16 protein-coding genes are annotated in these 17,163 nt (G+C 72.5%); 8 read left to right on the top strand and 8 right to left on the bottom strand.

What is annotated here, in order from left to right; all coding sequences use genetic code 11:
* Nucleotides 1–64 precede the first annotated feature (64 nt).
* Together ACFWN1_RS12440 and ACFWN1_RS12435 are read right to left on the bottom strand one after the other, a co-directional pair.
* A complete protein-coding gene (locus ACFWN1_RS12440; protein ID WP_384360413.1) occupies nucleotides 65–2,788 on the bottom strand; it encodes a sugar-binding domain-containing protein in 2,724 nt (907 codons plus the stop codon).
* A gap of 324 nt (nucleotides 2,789–3,112) precedes the next feature.
* Complete coding sequence (locus ACFWN1_RS12435; RefSeq protein ID WP_384360380.1) at nucleotides 3,113–3,739, bottom strand: RNA polymerase sigma factor; 627 nt, start codon at nucleotides 3,737–3,739, stop codon at nucleotides 3,113–3,115.
* A 102-nt stretch (nucleotides 3,740–3,841) separates the two neighbouring features.
* Between ACFWN1_RS12435 and ACFWN1_RS12430 the strand changes: the two genes are divergently transcribed.
* Nucleotides 3,842–4,855, top strand: coding sequence for a MerR family transcriptional regulator (locus ACFWN1_RS12430; RefSeq protein WP_384360378.1), 1,014 nt, complete (start codon nucleotides 3,842–3,844; stop codon nucleotides 4,853–4,855).
* Here the strand turns inward: ACFWN1_RS12430 and ACFWN1_RS12425 are convergent.
* Both ACFWN1_RS12425 and ACFWN1_RS12420 read right to left on the bottom strand, forming a co-directional pair.
* Nucleotides 4,830–6,206, bottom strand: a complete 1,377-nt coding sequence (locus tag ACFWN1_RS12425) for a cryptochrome/photolyase family protein (protein WP_384360376.1) — start codon at nucleotides 6,204–6,206, stop codon at nucleotides 4,830–4,832. The two genes, ACFWN1_RS12430 and ACFWN1_RS12425, sit on opposite strands and share 26 nt — an antisense overlap.
* 70 nt (nucleotides 6,207–6,276) lie before the next feature.
* The gene (locus ACFWN1_RS12420) at nucleotides 6,277–7,863 is read right to left on the bottom strand and encodes an SDR family oxidoreductase (RefSeq protein ID WP_384360374.1); all 1,587 of its coding nucleotides are present in this window, start codon (nucleotides 7,861–7,863) and stop codon (nucleotides 6,277–6,279) included.
* 196 nt (nucleotides 7,864–8,059) lie between these two features.
* Here ACFWN1_RS12420 and ACFWN1_RS12415 point away from each other — a divergent pair, with 196 nt between their 5' ends.
* On the top strand, nucleotides 8,060–8,227 hold the full coding sequence (locus tag ACFWN1_RS12415; protein ID WP_384360372.1) for a hypothetical protein: 168 nt from the start codon (nucleotides 8,060–8,062) through the stop codon (nucleotides 8,225–8,227).
* A 256-nt stretch (nucleotides 8,228–8,483) separates the two neighbouring features.
* Here the strand turns inward: ACFWN1_RS12415 and ACFWN1_RS12410 are convergent, their stop codons facing one another.
* Complete coding sequence (locus ACFWN1_RS12410; RefSeq protein WP_384360370.1) at nucleotides 8,484–9,518, bottom strand: acyl-CoA dehydrogenase family protein; 1,035 nt, start codon at nucleotides 9,516–9,518, stop codon at nucleotides 8,484–8,486.
* 245 nt (nucleotides 9,519–9,763) lie between these two features.
* Here ACFWN1_RS12410 and ACFWN1_RS12405 point away from each other — a divergent pair, with 245 nt between their 5' ends.
* Together ACFWN1_RS12405 and ACFWN1_RS12400 are read left to right on the top strand one after the other, a co-directional pair.
* Nucleotides 9,764–10,159: a VOC family protein gene (locus ACFWN1_RS12405; protein WP_384360368.1), complete on the top strand. Its 396-nt coding sequence runs from the start codon at nucleotides 9,764–9,766 to the stop codon at nucleotides 10,157–10,159.
* A gap of 48 nt (nucleotides 10,160–10,207) precedes the next feature.
* Nucleotides 10,208–11,278, top strand: coding sequence for an adenosine deaminase (locus ACFWN1_RS12400; protein ID WP_384360366.1), 1,071 nt, complete (start codon nucleotides 10,208–10,210; stop codon nucleotides 11,276–11,278).
* Here ACFWN1_RS12400 and ACFWN1_RS12395 read toward each other — a convergent pair.
* On the bottom strand, nucleotides 11,260–11,775 hold the full coding sequence (locus tag ACFWN1_RS12395; RefSeq protein WP_384360364.1) for a DinB family protein: 516 nt from the start codon (nucleotides 11,773–11,775) through the stop codon (nucleotides 11,260–11,262). The genes ACFWN1_RS12400 and ACFWN1_RS12395 overlap by 19 nt on opposite strands.
* Nucleotides 11,776–11,820: 45 nt before the next feature.
* Nucleotides 11,821–12,723, bottom strand: a complete 903-nt coding sequence (locus tag ACFWN1_RS12390) for a LysR family transcriptional regulator (RefSeq protein ID WP_384360362.1) — start codon at nucleotides 12,721–12,723, stop codon at nucleotides 11,821–11,823.
* A 143-nt stretch (nucleotides 12,724–12,866) separates the two neighbouring features.
* Between ACFWN1_RS12390 and mgrA the strand changes: the two genes are divergently transcribed.
* The 3 genes from mgrA (at nucleotide 12,867) to ACFWN1_RS12375 (ending at nucleotide 15,288) form a co-directional block, all read left to right on the top strand.
* Nucleotides 12,867–13,859: an L-glyceraldehyde 3-phosphate reductase gene (gene mgrA, locus ACFWN1_RS12385; protein WP_384360360.1), complete on the top strand. Its 993-nt coding sequence runs from the start codon at nucleotides 12,867–12,869 to the stop codon at nucleotides 13,857–13,859.
* A gap of 408 nt (nucleotides 13,860–14,267) precedes the next feature.
* Nucleotides 14,268–14,678 carry a hypothetical protein gene (locus tag ACFWN1_RS12380; RefSeq protein WP_384360358.1) on the top strand — a complete coding sequence of 137 codons (411 nt, stop codon included), beginning with the start codon at nucleotides 14,268–14,270 and terminating at the stop codon, nucleotides 14,676–14,678.
* Nucleotides 14,679–14,829: 151 nt separating this feature from the next.
* Entirely contained in the window at nucleotides 14,830–15,288 is a 459-nt protein-coding gene (locus tag ACFWN1_RS12375) for an ATP-binding protein (RefSeq protein WP_384360356.1), read from the top strand.
* 220 nt (nucleotides 15,289–15,508) lie between these two features.
* Here ACFWN1_RS12375 and ACFWN1_RS12370 read toward each other — a convergent pair whose 3' ends face one another.
* Nucleotides 15,509–16,399 carry an RNA polymerase sigma factor SigF gene (locus ACFWN1_RS12370; RefSeq protein WP_384360411.1) on the bottom strand — a complete coding sequence of 297 codons (891 nt, stop codon included), beginning with the start codon at nucleotides 16,397–16,399 and terminating at the stop codon, nucleotides 15,509–15,511.
* 290 nt (nucleotides 16,400–16,689) lie between these two features.
* On the opposite strand from ACFWN1_RS12370, the gene ACFWN1_RS12365 reads away from it, so the two are divergent.
* Nucleotides 16,690–17,163, top strand: a 474-nt coding sequence (locus ACFWN1_RS12365; RefSeq protein ID WP_384360354.1) for a VOC family protein, incomplete at its 3' end; no start/stop codon positions are given.

The raw sequence follows: 17,163 nt of genomic DNA, 5'->3' as shown, positions 1-17,163 counted from the left end.
CCCGGGAACTCCCATGGGAAGAGTGCCCGTGGCGGCCGCCGTCGACGCGGCGCCGGGCGTGTGTTTAGGAGGCCGTGACCGTCCGGTCCGGGGTGTTCCAGCCGGAGACCCGCACCCGGGGTGTCGCGGTGTGCAGGTCCGCCGTGCGGTAGGTGGCGGTGAGCGTCACCGACTCGCCCGGCCAGAGACCCACCTGATTGTCCGACCAGCGCACCGGCAGCACCGGCCGACCCCTGCCGTCGACCAGGTGGACGTCCGTCAGCAGCGAGGGCGTCCGGCCGCCGCCGGTGCGGCGCAGGGTCACCGTCGTGGTGGACAGTGCCCCGGAGCTACGGGTGTCCGCGGTGGCCGACACCGGTACCCGCGCCATGGACGCGAGACCCTTGAGGTCGGCGTAGGCGGTCGTCGGGGTGTGATACCAGTCGGTGTGGGCCCAGTCGAGGGTGTCGGGGCGGGTGGAGAGCCAGTACACGTTCCGGCTCACCTCCCTGCCGTCCCGGCCGGTGAGCACCAGGCGCAGCAGGTGGGTGCGTGAGGTGCCGCCGACCTGCCGGGGCAGGGTGAACGCGGTGCTGTGCGCGCCGTTACCGGGTACGCGCAGCCCGGTCAGGGTCCGCTCGTGGCGCGGGGTGCCGTCCGGGTCGAAGAGGGTGGCCCGTGCGGTGAGGCCGGTGGCGGGGGCGTGCCGGTCGTTGACGACGACCACCGAGCGGTCGTCGTAGGAGTACTGGACGTGCAGCGGCTCCCCCGCCTTCTTGGCACCGAAGTAGGCGCCGTTCTGGTCGAGATAGCGGTCCATCAGCTGCCAGTGCAGGGAGGTCCAGCCACTGTTGAGCATCCAGTGCACGATCCCGGTGGCCGGCTTGTCGGCGTCGCGGGCGTTGCGGCGGTACGCCTCGAACTCGGCGCGGACGTTCTCGTACTGGGCAAGCTGCGCCTTGCGTACGTAGTCGGTGAGGCCGGCCGGGGCGCCGTAGCGGGCGGTGAGGGCGTCGTCGTAGAGCTTGAGGGTGGAGAAGACCGCCGAGGGGGAGCGGTGGTATTGCCTGGCCGCCGGTTTCTTCCACAGGGTGTCCAGCTCGGCGGGGGTCAGCATCCGGCGCAGGGTGTCCAGGGTGGGGATGCTGGGGCCCGCGCTGGTCTCGGAGTTGAAGCCGGTGGCGCCGCCCTCGTGCTTGGCGTACCAGTAGGCGGGCGGTACCCAGTCGTAGGGGCCGCTCATCTTCATGCCCGAACGGCCCAGCTTCGGCGAGGAGTTGTCGGAGGCGGCCGGGATCACGGGGGTGGGCCAGTCGGCCGTCGCGAGGGCGTCCAGGTAGTTCCGCTCGATCCGGGCGTCCGGTGCCGCGTCGCTGCCGATCAGGAAGGAGACGACGCTCGGGTGACCGCGCAGCCGGGCCGCCTCGGCGGCCATGGACGCCTTCGCCACCACATGGTCCGAGGCGTTCCACTTCTCCCCCGACCCGTCCTTGTTGACCTGGCCCTCCCACTTGTCGCAGCACTCCCAGCCGGGCAGTGTGAGCACGCCGAGCCGGTCGGCCAGGTCGAAGAACTCGTCCGGCTCGATGTGCCCCTCCAGCCGGACCGTGTTCAGCCCGAGATCGAGGACGTACCGCAGCCGGTCCTCCGCATAGGTCCGGTCCCAGCGCAGGAACTGGTCCGGCGACCAGCCGCCGCCCCGGATCTGCAGCGGGCGCCCGTTGATCCGGTACTGGCGGGCGCCGTCCTTGTCCAGGGGCGCCCGGATGTCACGGATGCCGAAGGTCTGGTGCGCGGTGTCGGAGACGCCGCCGGCGACGGAGGCGGTGAGCCGCAGGCCGTACAGCGGTTGGCTGCCCATTCCGGCGGGCCACCACACGCGCGGGGACCTCAGTCGCAGGCCGGGGACGTCGGCGGGGGAGAAGGTGACCGTGCGCGACTCGTGCGCGGCGAGGGGCACCCGGCGGGCGAGTGTGGTTCCCGCGACGCTGCCGGAGACCAGTGCGATGACCGCCCGCCCGCTGTCGTTGCGCACCCGCGCCTTCACGGTCAGGCCGGCGGTGGCCAGCGACGGCACGGCCAGCCGGGTCACCACATGTGCCTCGCCCAGCGCGACCGGCCCGCCGCGCCGGACCAGGATGTCGCGGACCAGGCCCATGTTCTGGTCCGGGGGCGGCTGGAGCCAGTCCAGCCAGCCCATGCTGAGGTCCCGGTCCGGGTCGTTGGGCCGCACCCGGAAGGCGACCGTGTTCCGGCCGGCCCGCACCAGCGGGGTGATGTCCAGCTCGTGCCGGGTGTACGCGCCCCGCACCTGCGCGTCCGTCGCCACCAGGTGCCCGTTGACGTGTACTTCGGCGGCAGGCACGACCCCGCTGAAGTCGAGACGGGTGCGCCGGGAGGTGTCGGACACGGTGAAGTCGGAGCGGTACCACCACGGCACCCTGAAGTCGGCCTTCGGAATCCGGCTCAGGCCGGTCGAGCGGAACGGGTCCGGGTAGCGGCCCTCGGCCAGCAGCGCCGCGAGGACGGTGGATCGGGGGCCGGCGTGGTGCCAGCCGCGCGCCGGGTAGCCGGGGGAGGAGACGGTGGCCGCGGAGTCGGGCACCTTCGCCGTGGACTGGAGCGCGAAGGAGGCGAGGGGGGTGGCCGAGCCCGCCGCGTCCGGGACCCGGGTCGCCCCGGACGCCGGTCGCGGAGCCGGGACGTGGCTGCGCGGGCCCGCCCAGGCGGTGGTCGTGAGGGTGCCGATCAGACCGAGGAGCGCGGCGGCCGTGGCGAGGCGGCGGCCGGGGGCGGGGCGAGCGGACAGGACGGACTCCAGCCTCGAGAGGTCACGGAACGCTGTGCCCGGCTCAAGCTAGAAAGTGCCGTGAACCGTGTCAAAGACCTCCGGCCGGGACGCGCCGCCCCCGCGCACGAGGAGGCCGATCCGCTCCGGCGGACCGGCCTCGCGTCCTTCGCTGTCGATGGGGGGCTCCGTACGGTCCTCCTTCCGTCGAACCGAGCGGACTCGACCGCGTCCGGTTGGCCAGCGGTGGAGTGCCGCGTATCGCGTATCCCCTTAGTCTGCGCCTTTTGTTCCGCTATGGGTAGGGGTGTCCGGGTGCAAATTCGTCCGGATTCGCGCCCCTGCTCAGACGCCCGCTTCCACCGGCTCCGGCCGCTCGATGCCGCGGCGCAGCCGGTGCAGGCCCCGGCGCGCGTGGCTCTTCACCGTGCCCAGCGGCCATCCCGTGCGGGCGGCGATCTGCGGCTGCGTGAGATCCTCGTAGAAGGCCAGGTAGAGCACCCGCCGCTGGGCCGACGGCAGCCGCCCCAGTTCGCGCCGGACCAGCAGCCGGTCGAGCACCGTCTCCGGGTCGGCGGAGCGCTCGGCGGTGAGCGCGGTACGGGACAGGGACGCGGCCGCCGCCGCGGCCAGCTCCCCCCGCCGGGCGCGGGCCGCCAGCGCGTCGAAGATCTTGCGGCGGGTGATGCCGACGATCCAGCCGCCCAGCGGACCGCGCTCGGGACGGTACCCCGTACGGCCCCGCCAGACCCCGAGGAACACCTGCTGGGTCACGTCCTCGGCCTCACCGGCGTTCCCCAGCGCGCGCCGGGCGAGCGCGTACACCAGCGACGACCAGCGCCGGTACACGACCGCGAGGCAGTCCTCGTCCCCCGCCACCAGCCCCCGCGCCAGCTCCTCGTCCCCGCACAGGTCCCCGGCCGCGGCCACGGGCGGCGCGGCGGTGCCGGACGAGGTCGGGTACGAGGTCATGACCGGGCTCCTCGGGTGGGACGGTCAGGTCATCGTGTGAGCCGGTACTGGGCACCGACAACTCGCATCGTTTCTGCGTCGTTCCCGGCGTACAGTCGGCGTATGGACGCCATGGACGCCATAGACCACGAGGCCGGGGTCCCGGTTCCTGGAGCCGGACTGACCACGGGCGCCCTGGCCCGCAGGCTCGGCGTCTCACCCACCACCCTGCGCTCCTGGGACCGCCGCTACGGCCTCGGCCCGGCCACCCGTGCCGACGGCCGGCACCGCCGCTGGACCCCCGACGACGTGGCCGTGCTGGAGGCCATGTGCCGTCTGACCTCCTCCGGCCTACCGCCCGCCGAGGCCGCCCGCGCCGCCCGTGACACCGCGCCCCCGCCCGCCGTCACACCCCCCGCGTCCCGCTCCCGCGCCCCCGGCGCCCTGCCGCTCGGTGATGTACGCCAGGAGTGCCGGGGACTGGCCCGCGCGGCCGTCCGCCTCGACGCCACGGCCGTCGAGGAGCAGCTCGACGGTGTCGTGGCCGAATACGGGATCACCGTCGCCTGGCAGGACGTGATGGCGCCCGCCCTGCACGCCGTGGGCCGCAAGTGGGTCTCCTCGGGCGACCGTTACATCGAGGTGGAGCACCTGCTGTCCTGGCACGTCTCCACCGCGCTGCGCCGCCACACGCCCCGGCTCGCCCCGTCCGGCACCCCCGTCACCGGACCCGTCCTGCTCGCCTGTGCCCCCGACGAGCAGCACACCCTCCCGCTGGAGGCGCTCAACGCCGCGCTGGTCCAGCACGGCGTCCCCGCCCGGATGTTCGGCAGCGGCGTCCCCGCCGACGCCCTCGCCGCCGCCGTGCGGCGCCTCGGCCCGGCCGCCGTCGTGCTGTGGTCCCAGGCACGCCCCACCGCGAGCCTCCCGCTCGCCCGGCATGTCGCGGACATCGAGTGGGGCGTGCGCGGCGCCCGCCGGCAGACCCTGATGATGCTCGGCGGCCCCGGCTGGGCCGGCCGCTCCTGCTCGGGCATGCTCCGCCCGACCGGCCTCGCCGACGCCCTCGACACCCTCACCGCCGCCTACGGCACCGAGCCCGCCCGGGACCTCACTCCAGCCCGCGTGCGTGCTTGAACCGCTCCAGCCCGTCCTTGAGGTCGACGATCGGGTCCGGGTAGTCCCCGGTCCTCGCCCGCTGTGCCCCGCTCAGCTTCCACGGCTCGTGCACCGCCGGGCCCTCCACGTCCGCCAACTCCTCGACCCAGCGCCGGACATAGGCGCCGTCCGGGTCGTACCGCCTGGCCTGGGTCGTCGGGTTCAGCACGCGGTTGGGGCGGCTGTCGGTGCCCGTGCCGGCCGTCCACTGCCAGTTGAGCTGGTTGTTGGCCACGTCCCCGTCGACCAGCAGGTCCAGGAAGTGCCGGGCACCCACCCGCCAGTCCACGTACAGCGTCTTGGTCAGGAAACTCGCCGTCAGCAGCCGGCCCCGGTTGTGCATCCAGCCCTCGTACCGCAACTGCCGCATCGCCGCGTCCACGATCGGATAGCCGGTACGGCCCTCGCGCCACGCCTCGATGTCCGCCTCGGCCTCCCCGCCGGTGCGCCAGCTGTCGCGCCTGGTCCGGTAGTCGGCGTGGGACACCTCCGGCCGCACCGCGAGCACCTGCCGGTTGAAGTCCCGCCAGGCGACCTGCCGTACGAACGCCTCCGCGCCCGCGCCGCCCTCCAGCCGGGCCCGGTGCACGAGTTCCACCGGCGAGACCGTGCCGAAGTGCAGGTGCGGGGAGAGCCGGGAGGTGCCGTCGCCGGCCAGGTCGTCGTGCTGGTCCTCGTACGCGCCGATCCCCGAGCGCAGCCAGGCGGCCACCAGCCGGCGCGCCGTCACCTCCCCGCCCTCGGCGAGCCCCGGCGAGGTGCCCCGCACCGCGTCGCGGGACGGGAGTTCCTCGGACTTGATGTCGTCCGGCACGCTCACCTTCCGGGGCGCGCCCAGCGGGTCCCGCAGCGACTGCCCCGACCAGCGCCGGAAGTACGGGGTGAACACGGCGAAGTGGTCCGAGGCCGTCGGGGTCACGACGCCGGGCTCGACGGCACCGGTCACCGTGTCGTGGACGTGCAGCCTGCGCCCGTCCGCCTCCAGCGCGCGGCGCAGGGCGTGCTCACGGCGGTGCGCGTAGCCGCTGGCGTCGGCGGCCAGGTGCACCTCGTCGGCGTCCGCCGCGGCGACCACCTCGCACACCTCGGCCACCGGATCACCGGAGCGCACCACGAGCCGGCCGCCGCGCTCGCGCAGCCCCGCGTCCAGGTCGTGCAGGCAGTCGGCGAGGAACGCCAGCCGGTTGGGCGCGGCGAACCCCGCGCCGTCGATGCCGTCGTCGCGCACGAACAGCGGCACCACCTGCCGGGCCCCGTCCAGGGCCGCGCGCAGCGGCGGATGGTCGTGCAGACGCAGATCGGCGGTGAAGAGGACGACCGAGGTGTTCATCGAACGGCTCCGGAGCAGGGGTCAGGGACGGTGGACTCTTCCGGGCCAGGGCGCCGGACGGACGCGGCCGTCAACGCCGCGCCTGCCTTTTCACCCTCCGGTTCCTCAGCCCGAGGTTCTTCAGTCCCCGTTTCCCGAGGCTCCGGCTCTTCATCGTGGGCATGGGGCCGTGGACGGCGGCGCGGGAGATGTTCCGGGCCATCCCGCCGAACACGATCGCGTGGAACGGCGACACCGACCACCAGTACGCCTGGCCGGCCAGCCCGTGCGGATGGAACAGCGCCCGCTGCCGGTACCGGCTGCGGCCCTCGCCGTCCTGTTCCGCGTACATCTCCAGCCAGGCGAGTCCCGGCAGCTGCATCTCGGCGCGCAGCCGCAGCAGATGGCCCGGCTCGATCTCCTCGACCCGCCAGAAGTCCAGCGAGTCGCCCACCCGCAGCCGCTCCGCGTCCCGGCGGCCCCGGCGCAGGCCCACCCCGCCCATCGCCCGGTCCATCCAGCCGCGCAGGCTCCAGGCGAGCGGGAAGGAGTACCAGCCGTTGTCGCCGCCGACCCCCTCGATCACCCGCCACAGCCGGTCCAGCGGCGCGTCCACCAGCATCTCGCGCTCGTCGGTGTACAGGCTGCCGCCCGCCCAGTCCGGGTCGGTGGGCAGCGGATCGCTCGGCGCACCCGGCACCGACGCCGACGACCAGCGGGTGACCACCTTCGCCTCCCGCACCCGGCGCAGGGCCAGCCGTACCGACTCGTCGAAGGTGAACGGATGACCCGGCGGGTCGGGCAGATACCGCCGGATGTCGTGCTCGCGGCACACCACCTCGTACCGCAGCGACTCGGTCAGCGGGCGGGCGATGGACGCGGGCACCGGGGTCACCACGCCCACCCAGTGGCTGGACAGCCCCGGTGTGAGCATCGGCACGGACACGATCAGCCGGCGCGGCAGATGGGCCAGCTGGGCGTACCTGAGCATCATCTGCCGGTACGTCAGTATGTCCGGCCCGCCGATGTCGAAGCCTCGGTTCACGTCCTCCGGCAGCGTCGCGGAGCCCACCAGCAGCCGCAGCACGTCCCGGACGCCGATCGGCTGGATACGGGTGTGCACCCAGCTCGGCGTCACCATCACCGGCAGCCGCTCGGTGAGGTAGCGCAGCATCTCGAACGAGGCCGAGCCGGAACCGATGATCACCGCCGCGCGCAGTACGGCAGTCGGCACGCCGGACGCCAGCAGGATGTGCCCGACCTCCGCACGCGAGCGCAGGTGCGGGGAGAGCTGCTGCTCCGGTACCCCGGCCGGTGTCAGCCCGCCGAGGTACACGATCCGGTGCACCCCGGCCGCCTTGGCCTGCTCGCCGAAGTAGCGGGCCGCCCTGCGGTCGGTCTCCTCGAAGTCGTCACCGCTGCCGAGCGCGTGCACCAGGTAGTACGCCACGTCGATGTCCCGCATCGCCCCGGCCAGCGAGTCGGGGTCCGTGACATCGCCCTGGACCACCTCCACGTCACCGGCCCACGGGAGATCGCGCAGCTTGCGAGGGGTGCGGGCCAGACAGCGCACCCGGTACCCGGCGGCGAGCAGCTCCGGTACGAGCCTGCCCCCGATGTAGCCGGTGGCACCGGTCACCAGACAGCGCTGCCCGTCCCCGGAGTCGTCGTCGTTCATCGTTTTCCGGCTCCTCGGCATCGGTCGTTCGCCCGTGGTCCGCCACGGCTCCCTGTGACCCCTTCCCGCCCTGAGGCGTATGCAGATGCGGTTGTGCCGGACGGCGTACAACGGCATGTCCGAGTGATAGCCGGGCAGCCGGTGAGGTACAGGTCCTGTGTCCCGTCCGAAGCATCCGCCGGAGGTGTCCGCCGCCATGAGTGCGACAGTGCTGGAGCGTTTCCCCGCAGGCTCACCGCGCGGCTCCTGGCCCGCGGAGGAGTACGCCGCCGCCCGCCGGGCGGAGGGCGAAGCCGCGACCGTCGTGATGGACCTCAAGTCCGACGCCTTCCTGGTCGTGGTCGAGGGCCGCGCGGACGACTGAGACTCGCCCCCCGGAAGAGTGAATCCGGGGGCTGGGGTCCTGCCGGGCCGGGAGTGAGGAGCCCGCAGCAGGGCTTTTGCGCGCGGGGGAGACAGACGGACCATCGGCAGGGGACGACACCGAGGCCGCCACCAACCATCAGCCGGCCGGCATCAGCCTCAGGCAGCGAGCCCTGGCACGCGAGGCGGCGCACTTCGGCCCGCCGAGCGGGTGCGAGCGGCACCGCCGCCCCGACCCTGAGCGGGCTTCTCCGGGCTCACCGGCCCGTGAGCGACCGGAGGTGGGCCCGCCGGGTCTCGGACGTCTGGCCCTGGATCAGGAGGAACATCCCTTCGCGGGCCAGGCGTTGTGCCTTGGACGTCAGGGACATCGAGCGGCCGCCTCCCGCCACGACGGCCGCCGTGGTGGCGGTGCTCAGCGCCGCGTACGCCTCCGCGCGTACCGCCAGGCGTTCCTCCACCCGCTCCGGCGGGGACGGATGGTCGGCCAGGGCGTAGGCGCGGGTGCGGACATCCGCCAGGTGGGCCCGTAGCGGGGCCGCGATGTCGTCGGCCAGCAGGGTGAGGGCCGCCGAGGCGACACCGAAGACCGCCGGGTTGGTGTTCAGGGTCTTCGCGCGGTCGGTGGGTGCCCAGTCCGCGTACGGGACGCGCAGGACCACCGCGTCATCGGGTACGCGCAGGCCGTCCAGTTCGAGGGACACCGTGCGCGCGGCGGTCAGGGCGGCCAGCCGCAGGGGGCCGGAGGGGCGCAGTCCCGGTTGTTCGCGGGCGTCCGCGAAGGCGAAGACCGCCTCGTCGTCGTCCGTGAGGCCGGCCAGCAGGAGGACGTCGTTCAGGCCCCAGCCGGTGTACCAGGGCACCCTTCCGTCGAAGCGCCAGCCCGTACCGTCGCGTCGGGCCCGCACCGGGGCCTCCGGGTGGGCCCGCAGGTGGGCGTACGCCACTCCGGACAGCAGCTCGCCGCGCGCCAGCGGTCCCAACAGGCGCTCACGTGCGGCCGGTTGGCCCCGGGTGAGCATCTGGACCGGGGTGTGGTGCTGCGCCTGGACGAACCAGGTCGAGCCGCACGCGCCCGCCAGGATCTCCGCGACCTCGCGCACCACGGCCGCCGGCGCCGCCGAGCCGCCGTACCCGGCGGGGGCGGTCAGCCCCAGCAGCCCGGACCGCTTCACCGCCTCGACATGGCTCGCGGGCACACCCTCCCGGTCCACCCGTTCCGCCGCGGGCTCCAGCGACTCCGCGGCGAGCAGGCGGGCACGGGCGACGAGCGGGTGACCGGTGAGCGTCATGCGTCACCTCCTACCCCGGCCGGCCCGCCCGCCACCGGTGGGGGCCCGCGCGTCCTCACCGTCCCCGGCACCGCGATCCGGCCCAGCCGCGCAGAACACACGGTGGCCGTCGGTGGCCCACCGACGACGAACCGGGCCGCCCGGACGCCCTTTCACCACCGGCCGACCCCCCTCGAAGGGATGACTGGCGTCCCGGTAGTTTTACGTATAACCTCTCCCGCTACCACCCTCACCGGAAGGCTCCGATGCGCCGAGTTGCCCTGGTCACCCTCGTCGTGGACGACTACGACGACGCCGTCCGCTTCTACACCGAGGCCCTCGGATTCCGGCTGGCCGAGGACGAGCCCCGCCCGGACGGCTCACGCTGGGTCGTCGTGGAGCCCGGCACCGAGGCGGGCGCCGGCACCGGGCTGCTGCTCGCCCGCGCGAAGAACGACGAGCAGCGCGCCCGCGTCGGCGACCAGACCGGCGGCCGTGTCGGCTTCTTCCTGCACACCGACGACTTCGCCCGCGACCACGCCCGCATGACCGCCCACGGGGTGACCTTCCTGGAGGACCCCCGCCACGAGCCGTACGGCACGGTCGCCGTCTTCCAGGACCTGTACGGCAACCGCTGGGACCTGCTCCAGCCCGCCGCCTGATCAACGCAGCCCGAACCCCGTCCGCACCACCCGCCGAGGAAACACGCCATGACCGCGCCCCGCATCGACACCGAGACCCTCCGCCGGCTCCCCAAGGCCGTCCTGCACGACCACCTCGACGGCGGCCCGCGTCCCGCCACCGTCATCGAACTCGCGGCCGCGGTCGGCCACACCCTGCCCACCACCGACCCCGACGAACTGGCCGCCTGGTACGTCGAGGCCGCGAACTCCGGCGACCTGGTCCGCTACATAGCCACCTTCGAGCACACCCTCGCGGTGATGCAGACCCGTGAGGGCCTGCTGCGCGTGGCCGAGGAGTACGTGCTCGACCTCGCCGCCGACGGCGTCGTCTACGCCGAGGTGCGCTACGCCCCCGAGCTGAACACACGCGGCGGACTGGCCCTCGCCGAGGTCGTGGAGACCGTGCAGGAGGGCCTCGCGGCCGGCGTGGCGAAGGCGGCCGCCGCCGGGACACCGGTACGCGTCGGCACCCTGCTGTGCGGCATGCGGATGTTCGACCGGGTCGGCGAGGCCGCCGAACTGGCCGTCACCTACCGGGACGCCGGGGTCGTCGGCTTCGACATCGCCGGCGCCGAGGACGGCTTCCCGCCCGCCGACCACCTGGCCACCTTCGAGCACCTGCGCGCCGAGAGCGTGCCGTTCACCATCCACGCGGGCGAGGCGTACGGCCTGCCCAGCATCCACCAGGCCGTCCAGGTGTGCGGCGCCCAGCGCCTCGGCCACGGCGTGCGCATCACCGAGGACATCGTCGACGGCAAGCTCGGACGGCTGGCCGGCTGGGTCCGCGACCGCCGCATCGCGCTGGAGATGTGCCCCACGTCCAACCTCCAGACCGGCGCCGCCACCTCCATCGCCGAGCACCCCATCACCGCCCTGAAGGACCTCGGCTTCCGGGTCACCCTCAACACCGACAACCGCCTGGTCTCCGGCACCACCATGACCCGCGAGATGGGCCTGCTGGTCGAGGAGGCCGGCTGGACGGTGGAGGATCTGCGCACGGTCACCGTGAACGCGGTCAAGAGCGCGTTCCTCCCGTTCGACGAGCGCAAGGCCCTCATCGAGGACGTGATCCTGCCGGGCTACGCCGAGGCGCTCTGAAGCAGCCCCTTGACGTAGGCGGCCTGTCCGACGTGCTGGAGATCGTCGGACAGGACGCTCACCAGACGCGCGCCCAGTGTGACCGGGGGCTCCCAGCGCTCGTCCACGACCCGCTCCAGATCCTTGGCGGCCAGGGTGCGCAGCAGTCCGAGGGTCCGGTCGTGCACGGCGTCGTAGTACCCGGTCAGCAGCACGGTCGAGGGCACCCGCACCTTCGCGGCCTGCTCGGGGCTGTGACCGTAGCCGATGTCGCCGTGCGGCAGATCCAGGTCGAAGCGGTCGGCCCAGTCCAGCGACAGCCACACCTGGTCCAGCCCGAAGGCGTCGGCGATGTGGTCGTCCTGCACCCGGCTGAGATGCCACAGCAGCCAGGCGATGGAGTTGGCGCCGGGCGCGGGGGAGCGGTCCAGGTCGTCCGCGCCGAGTCCGTCGAGCACGGTATGGACTTCTTCCCGGATACGGTCGTAGCCCTCGATGAGGATCTCCTTCGCGTACATGTTCCCACCCTCGCGCATCCCCGCTCCGGGCGCGAGGGCGTGCTGTCACTCCGGTTCGCGCTGCTCCGCCTCCGGGGTGCCGAGCAGGGCGATCAGCGCGCGGGCGGCCGGACTGGTGGCCCGCTCCGGGGGCAGCAGGGCCACCGTCTCGTACGCGGTCTCGTCCACCCCCTTCAGCGGGAGCGCGGTGAGCGAGGTCCGCTTGTGCCGGAAGTGCCGGGGGACGACCGCGATGCCGAGGTTCTCGTCCACCAGGTCCAGCAGACTGTGCACGTCGTTGACCTCCAGGGCGACCGTTCGGCGCACCCCGGCCGCGGCGAACGCGGCGTCCGTGGCCCGGCGCGGCCCCCAGTCCGGGTGGAAGTCCACGAACACCTCGCCGGCCAGGGCGGCGGGGTCCGGCACCGCGCCGAGCACGGCGAGCGGGTGCTCCGGATGGCACAGGACGGTCATCGGCTCGCCGGCCAGCGGCACCGAGCGCAACTGGTCGCCGTCGGCCGGCGTGCGATAGGCGAAGGCGAGGTCCAGCCGGCCCGCCGACACCCCCTCCGCCAGCGCCCCCGAACCGCTCTGCCGCAGCCGGATCTCCACGTCCGGGTGCTCCCGCCGGAAGGCGGCCAGCAGCCCCGCCACCCGCACCCCGGCGATGCACTGCTCCGCGCCCAGCGCCAGCGTGCCCCGCAGCACGCCCTGCACCGCCGCCACCGCCTCGTGCGCGGACCGCACCTGCGCGAGGATGCGCTCGGCCTCCGCCAGCAGCGCCCGCCCGGCCTCGGTCAGCGTCACCCGGCGGGTGGTGCGCACGAACAGCGGCGCCCGCAGCTCCCGCTCCAGGGCGCGGATCGACGCGGAGAGCCCCGACTGGGACACCATCAGCCGCTCGGCGGCACGGGTGAAGTGCTGGTCCTCGGCGACCGCGACGAAGTGCTGGAGATGACGCAGTTCCATGATTGAGAAGCCTAGCCGCTGAAATCCATCGCATTCTCCTGTTGGACCGCTGACCATGCTCCGGTGAAGAGTGGGGGAGGCTGCCGGACGCCCAGGTGTCCGGCGCCGGGAAGACCGTGTCCCCACCCTTCACTGGAGTCGCGTTGTACACCGCCCACCCCGACCGCTACGCCGACCTGCCCTACCGGCGCTCCGGACGCAGCGGACTGAAGCTGCCCGCGCTGTCGCTCGGCCTGTGGCACAACTTCGGCCCCGACCGCCCGGTCGAGACCCAGCGCGCGATCCTGCGCCGCGCCTTCGACCTCGGGATCACCCACTTCGACCTGGCCAACAACTACGGCCCGCCGCCCGGCGCCGCCGAGTCCGCGCTCGGCGAGGCACTCAGGGCCGACTTCACGCCCTACCGTGACGAACTGGTCATCTCCACCAAGGCCGGCTATCTGATGTGGCCCGGCCCGTACGGGGAGTGGGGCTCGCGCAAGTCCGTGCTGTCCTCGCTCGACCAGAGCCTGACGCGGCTGGGCCTGGACCACGTCGACATCTTCTACTCGCACCGCTTCGACCCCGACACCCCGCTGGAAGAGACCATGGGCGCGCTGCACTCGGCGGTCCAGCAGGGCAAGGCGCTCTATGTAGGCGTCTCCAACTACTCGGCGGAGCAGACCCGGGAGGCCGCGCGCATCCTCGGTGAACTGGGCACCCCGCTCCTCATCCACCAGCCGCGGTACTCGGTCCTGGACCGGCGCCCGGAGGACGAGGGCCTGCTGGACGCCCTGGACGAGCTCCAGGTGGGCTCCATCGTCTACTCCCCGCTGGAGCAGGGCCTTCTCACCGGCCGCTACCTCGACGGCATCCCCGAGGACTCGCGCGCCGCGAGCGACAGCCCCTTCCTCAAGTCCGACGCCGTCACCGAGGACCTCGTCGGCCGGCTGCGCGCGCTGAACGAGATCGCCGCCTCCCGGGGCCAGACCCTGGCCCAGCTGGCCCTCGCCTGGGTGCTGAGGGGCGGACGGGTGACGTCCGCCCTCGTCGGAGCGAGCAGCACGAGGCAGCTCGAAGACAGCGTCGGCGCCATCCGGAATCTGGAATTCGACGCTGATGACCTGGCCCGTATCGACGCCATCGTGAAGGCCTGAACTCGCCGGAACGGTAGCGGCGGAGGGCGAAGATTTTTTTCGACTTCACGATTTCCTCGCGTATTCCGGCGCGGGCGGCACTGAATTCCTGCCGGCCGGAGCAGCGGAGCCCGCAGTAGAGCCCAGGGAGGCCCCGCCCCCTGGGCTCTACCCGTGTGGGGGCCGGGGTCAGGGGCCTCGGCGCGCCGTCCACGGTCGATAATCCGCCAATTGAGGGGCGGCACTCCCGCGCGCCACATGATCCGGCCAGAATCGGGCATCGCATATGCCAAGAGTGGCCGGATTGGCATGGTGACAGTGTTTCCAATGTGGCGATACTCGAAATACCAGGGGCGCTTCACCGCACAGGAGCCGCACGGAAGAGAGAGGGCCCGGTCGGCACACCGGCGAGGCAACGGGGGAGTGATCGTGCACGACGAATTCCTGTGCCATGTCACCGCGTACGGGAGCTGTGGCGGTCAGCGGGTGGGCGTACCGCTCGGAACCTACCGCGCGCCCACCCTCGCGCTCGCCCTGTGGTGGCTGCGGGACCGCGCCTCCTGGATCGCCGAGCGACTGGACCCCAGCCCCGAGGGCGAGAAGATACCGCCCGGCGCCCTCGTCCCGGTCCCGCACACCGTGGCCGACGTCCCCACCCTGCTGCGCGCCTGGTGCTCCGACGACGCCCGGCAGGAACTGGTCGCGGACGAACTGGCCGGCGGACGCCTGGTGCGCATCGCCGCGAGCGACGACACCACGGAGTACGAACTCCTCGCCGAGTCGGTCGACGCCCTGCGCATGCAGCGCACCGTCCCCGCCTTCGTCGTCCCCGTCGCCTGACCACGAGACCCCAGGTCCGGGCAGGTCGCGTCGCGCCCGGCACGGGTACGCGTGTGGCGAACAGATCGGGGGGAGTGTGCTGCGCGAGTCGGGGTACGAGCAACAGAGGCAACAGGCGACCGGCCGGACCGGGCATTTCGAGAGAGACACCATGACCGAACACCTGGGCGTGGCAGTGGCAGCGATACCGACTGGGTTCGACGTACCCGTGGAACCCCTGCGGCGTACGGCCCACTACACCGGAGAACCAGGGTGCATCGCCGACGCGCGGGCCTTTGCCGGACGCTTCCTGGAGCAGCTGCGCACGGAATGGTGCGCCACCGTCGACAGCCTGACGGGCGGGGATCTGCTCCTGGTCGTGAGCGAGCTGGTCACCAACGCCGACCGGCACAGCGGAGGCCCGTACATCCTGGAGCTGGAGGGCACCGACAGCGCGATCAGCGTGTCGGTGTACGACAGCAGCGCGGCGCTTCCCCGTCTCTTCCCCAGGGACCCCGAGCGGGTCGGCCACCACGGACTGGAGATCGTGCGCGCGGTGGCCTCGGAGATCACCGTGGACCGCGTGCCGGTGGGGAAGCGGGTGCGGGCCCTGATCCGGCTGGAGGACTGAGGTACCCCGCGCGCCACTGCTCTGGTCAATGAACGCCGACCGTGATCCGGTCGGCGTCTTCGTGTGTCCAGGCTCCAGCAGTGTTTCCAGGCTTCAGCAGTGTGGGCGTGCTTCAGGAGTGTGGGCACGACGAAGGGCGGCCCGGTCGGACCCGGACCGCCCTTCTCACCTAAGGCCGAGCCTCAGGTGAAGCCATCGCGGAGACGGCGGAGCGTCCTGCTCAGGCGCAGCCCAGCTCGCCGAGCATGCCCTGACGCAGCCGCGAGATGATGCGCTTGATCAGACGGGAGACGTGCATCTGCGAGCAGCCGAGCCTCTCGCCGATCTCCGCCTGGGTGGCCTCCTCCACGAACCGCATGTGGATGATCTGCCGGTCGCGGTCGCTCAGCTCGGCCATCAGCGGGGCGAGGGCGTGGAAGTCCTCCACCAGCTGCAGGCCCTCCTCCTCGACGCCGATGAAGTCCGCGAGGACCGCCTCGCCGTCCTCGCGGCCGTCGCCGGTGAGGGCGGCGTCCAGCGAGCTGGAGTTGTAGCCGTTGGAGGCGAGCTGGCCCTCGACGACCTGCTGCTCGGTGATGTTCATGAGCGTGGCCAGCTCGGCCACGGTCGGGTCGCGGTCCAGCCGGCTCGACAGCTCCTCACGGGCCTTGGCCAGCTCCACCCGCAGCTCCTGGAGCCGGCGCGGCACATGCACCGCCCAGGTGGTGTCGCGGAAGAACCGCTTGATCTCGCCCACGATGTAAGGCAGTGCGAAGGACGTGAACTCCACCTCGCGCGAGACCTCGAACCGGTCGATCGCCTTGATCAGGCCGATCATGCCGGTCTGGACGATGTCCTCCATGTCGTCGCCGCGGCCCCGGAAGCGCCCGGCGGCGAAGCGGACCAGGGACATGTTCATCTCGATGAGGGTGTTGCGCGCGTACTGGTAGTCGTGCGTGCCCTCTTCCAGCTCTGCCAGGCGGCGGAAGAACTGCTTCGACAGCGCCCGCGCGTCACGCGGGGCCACGGAGGCGGGGTCCGCGATACCAGGAAGGATCTCCTCGTCCGTCCTGTCCTGCGCGGTCTTCCCCGCGACCTCTGCCTGTGACCGGGTGCCGACGGCGGTGTCCATTACCTCTCCCAAGTAAGTCACGGTGCTACGACTGCTCCTCCGGCCCCTGTCTCCCCGGGGCCGCGGATGTCGCGTGGTCCCCGGTTACCCGGAGATCCCCGCCCCATGCACGTTTTCTTTCACGGGCCGGGTACCCCCGGTCACGCGACGCATGCGCACAAATTTCGACCTGGCTAGAAATCGACGAACTGGCTTGATCTTATCTGCCTGCCAGCGATGAGTCCGGAGGCGGGCCGCGGTCGTTACAGAGGAGCGCGCGACCGGCGCCCCCACCCGCACAGGAGGTCCCCATGTCCCACGGTGGTTTCACCACATGTCTCTGGTTCGACGGCCGGGCCGAGGAGGCGGCGCACTACTACGTGTCCGTCTTCAAGGACTCCGGCGTCGGCCGCGTCACCCACTGGAGCGAGGCCGGCCCCGGCGAGCCCGGGACCGTGCTCACCGTCGAGTTCACCGCCAACGGCCAGAAGTTCGTCGCCCTCAACGGCGGCCCCGAGTTCACGTTCAGCGAGGCGATCTCGTTCCAGATCCTCTGCGCCGACCAGCGGGAGATCGACCACTACTGGAACCGGCTGATCGAGGACGGCGGCGAGGGCGGCCCCTGCGGCTGGCTCAAGGACAAGTTCGGCGTGTCCTGGCAGGTCTGCCCCGAGCGGCTGCTCGACATGACCAGGGACCCCGACCCGCAGAAGGCCGCCCGCACCTTCGGCGCCATGATGAAGATGGGCAAGCTCGACCTCGCCGCTCTGGAGAAGGCGTACGCG

The organism is Streptomyces sp. NPDC058459, assembly GCF_042721685.1.
In the GTDB taxonomy this organism is placed as follows: Bacteria; Actinomycetota; Actinomycetes; order Streptomycetales; family Streptomycetaceae; genus Streptomyces.
Note: the sequence above shows the minus strand (reverse complement) of the source record. Positions and strands in the feature narration are given on the sequence as shown.

Coding starts and splice junctions, on each gene's coding strand:
- ACFWN1_RS12435 (WP_384360380.1), bottom strand. CDS start 3,739: ATGACCTCGTACCCGACCTCGTCCGGCACCGCCGCGCCGCCCGTGGCC.
- ACFWN1_RS12430 (WP_384360378.1), top strand. CDS start 3,842: ATGGACGCCATGGACGCCATAGACCACGAGGCCGGGGTCCCGGTTCCT.
- ACFWN1_RS12425 (WP_384360376.1), bottom strand. CDS start 6,206: ATGAACACCTCGGTCGTCCTCTTCACCGCCGATCTGCGTCTGCACGAC.
- ACFWN1_RS12420 (WP_384360374.1), bottom strand. CDS start 7,863: ATGAACGACGACGACTCCGGGGACGGGCAGCGCTGTCTGGTGACCGGT.
- ACFWN1_RS12415 (WP_384360372.1), top strand. CDS start 8,060: ATGAGTGCGACAGTGCTGGAGCGTTTCCCCGCAGGCTCACCGCGCGGC.
- ACFWN1_RS12410 (WP_384360370.1), bottom strand. CDS start 9,518: ATGACGCTCACCGGTCACCCGCTCGTCGCCCGTGCCCGCCTGCTCGCC.
- ACFWN1_RS12405 (WP_384360368.1), top strand. CDS start 9,764: ATGCGCCGAGTTGCCCTGGTCACCCTCGTCGTGGACGACTACGACGAC.
- ACFWN1_RS12400 (WP_384360366.1), top strand. CDS start 10,208: ATGACCGCGCCCCGCATCGACACCGAGACCCTCCGCCGGCTCCCCAAG.
- ACFWN1_RS12395 (WP_384360364.1), bottom strand. CDS start 11,775: ATGTACGCGAAGGAGATCCTCATCGAGGGCTACGACCGTATCCGGGAA.
- ACFWN1_RS12390 (WP_384360362.1), bottom strand. CDS start 12,723: ATGGAACTGCGTCATCTCCAGCACTTCGTCGCGGTCGCCGAGGACCAG.
- ACFWN1_RS12375 (WP_384360356.1), top strand. CDS start 14,830: ATGACCGAACACCTGGGCGTGGCAGTGGCAGCGATACCGACTGGGTTC.
- ACFWN1_RS12370 (WP_384360411.1), bottom strand. CDS start 16,399: ATGGACACCGCCGTCGGCACCCGGTCACAGGCAGAGGTCGCGGGGAAG.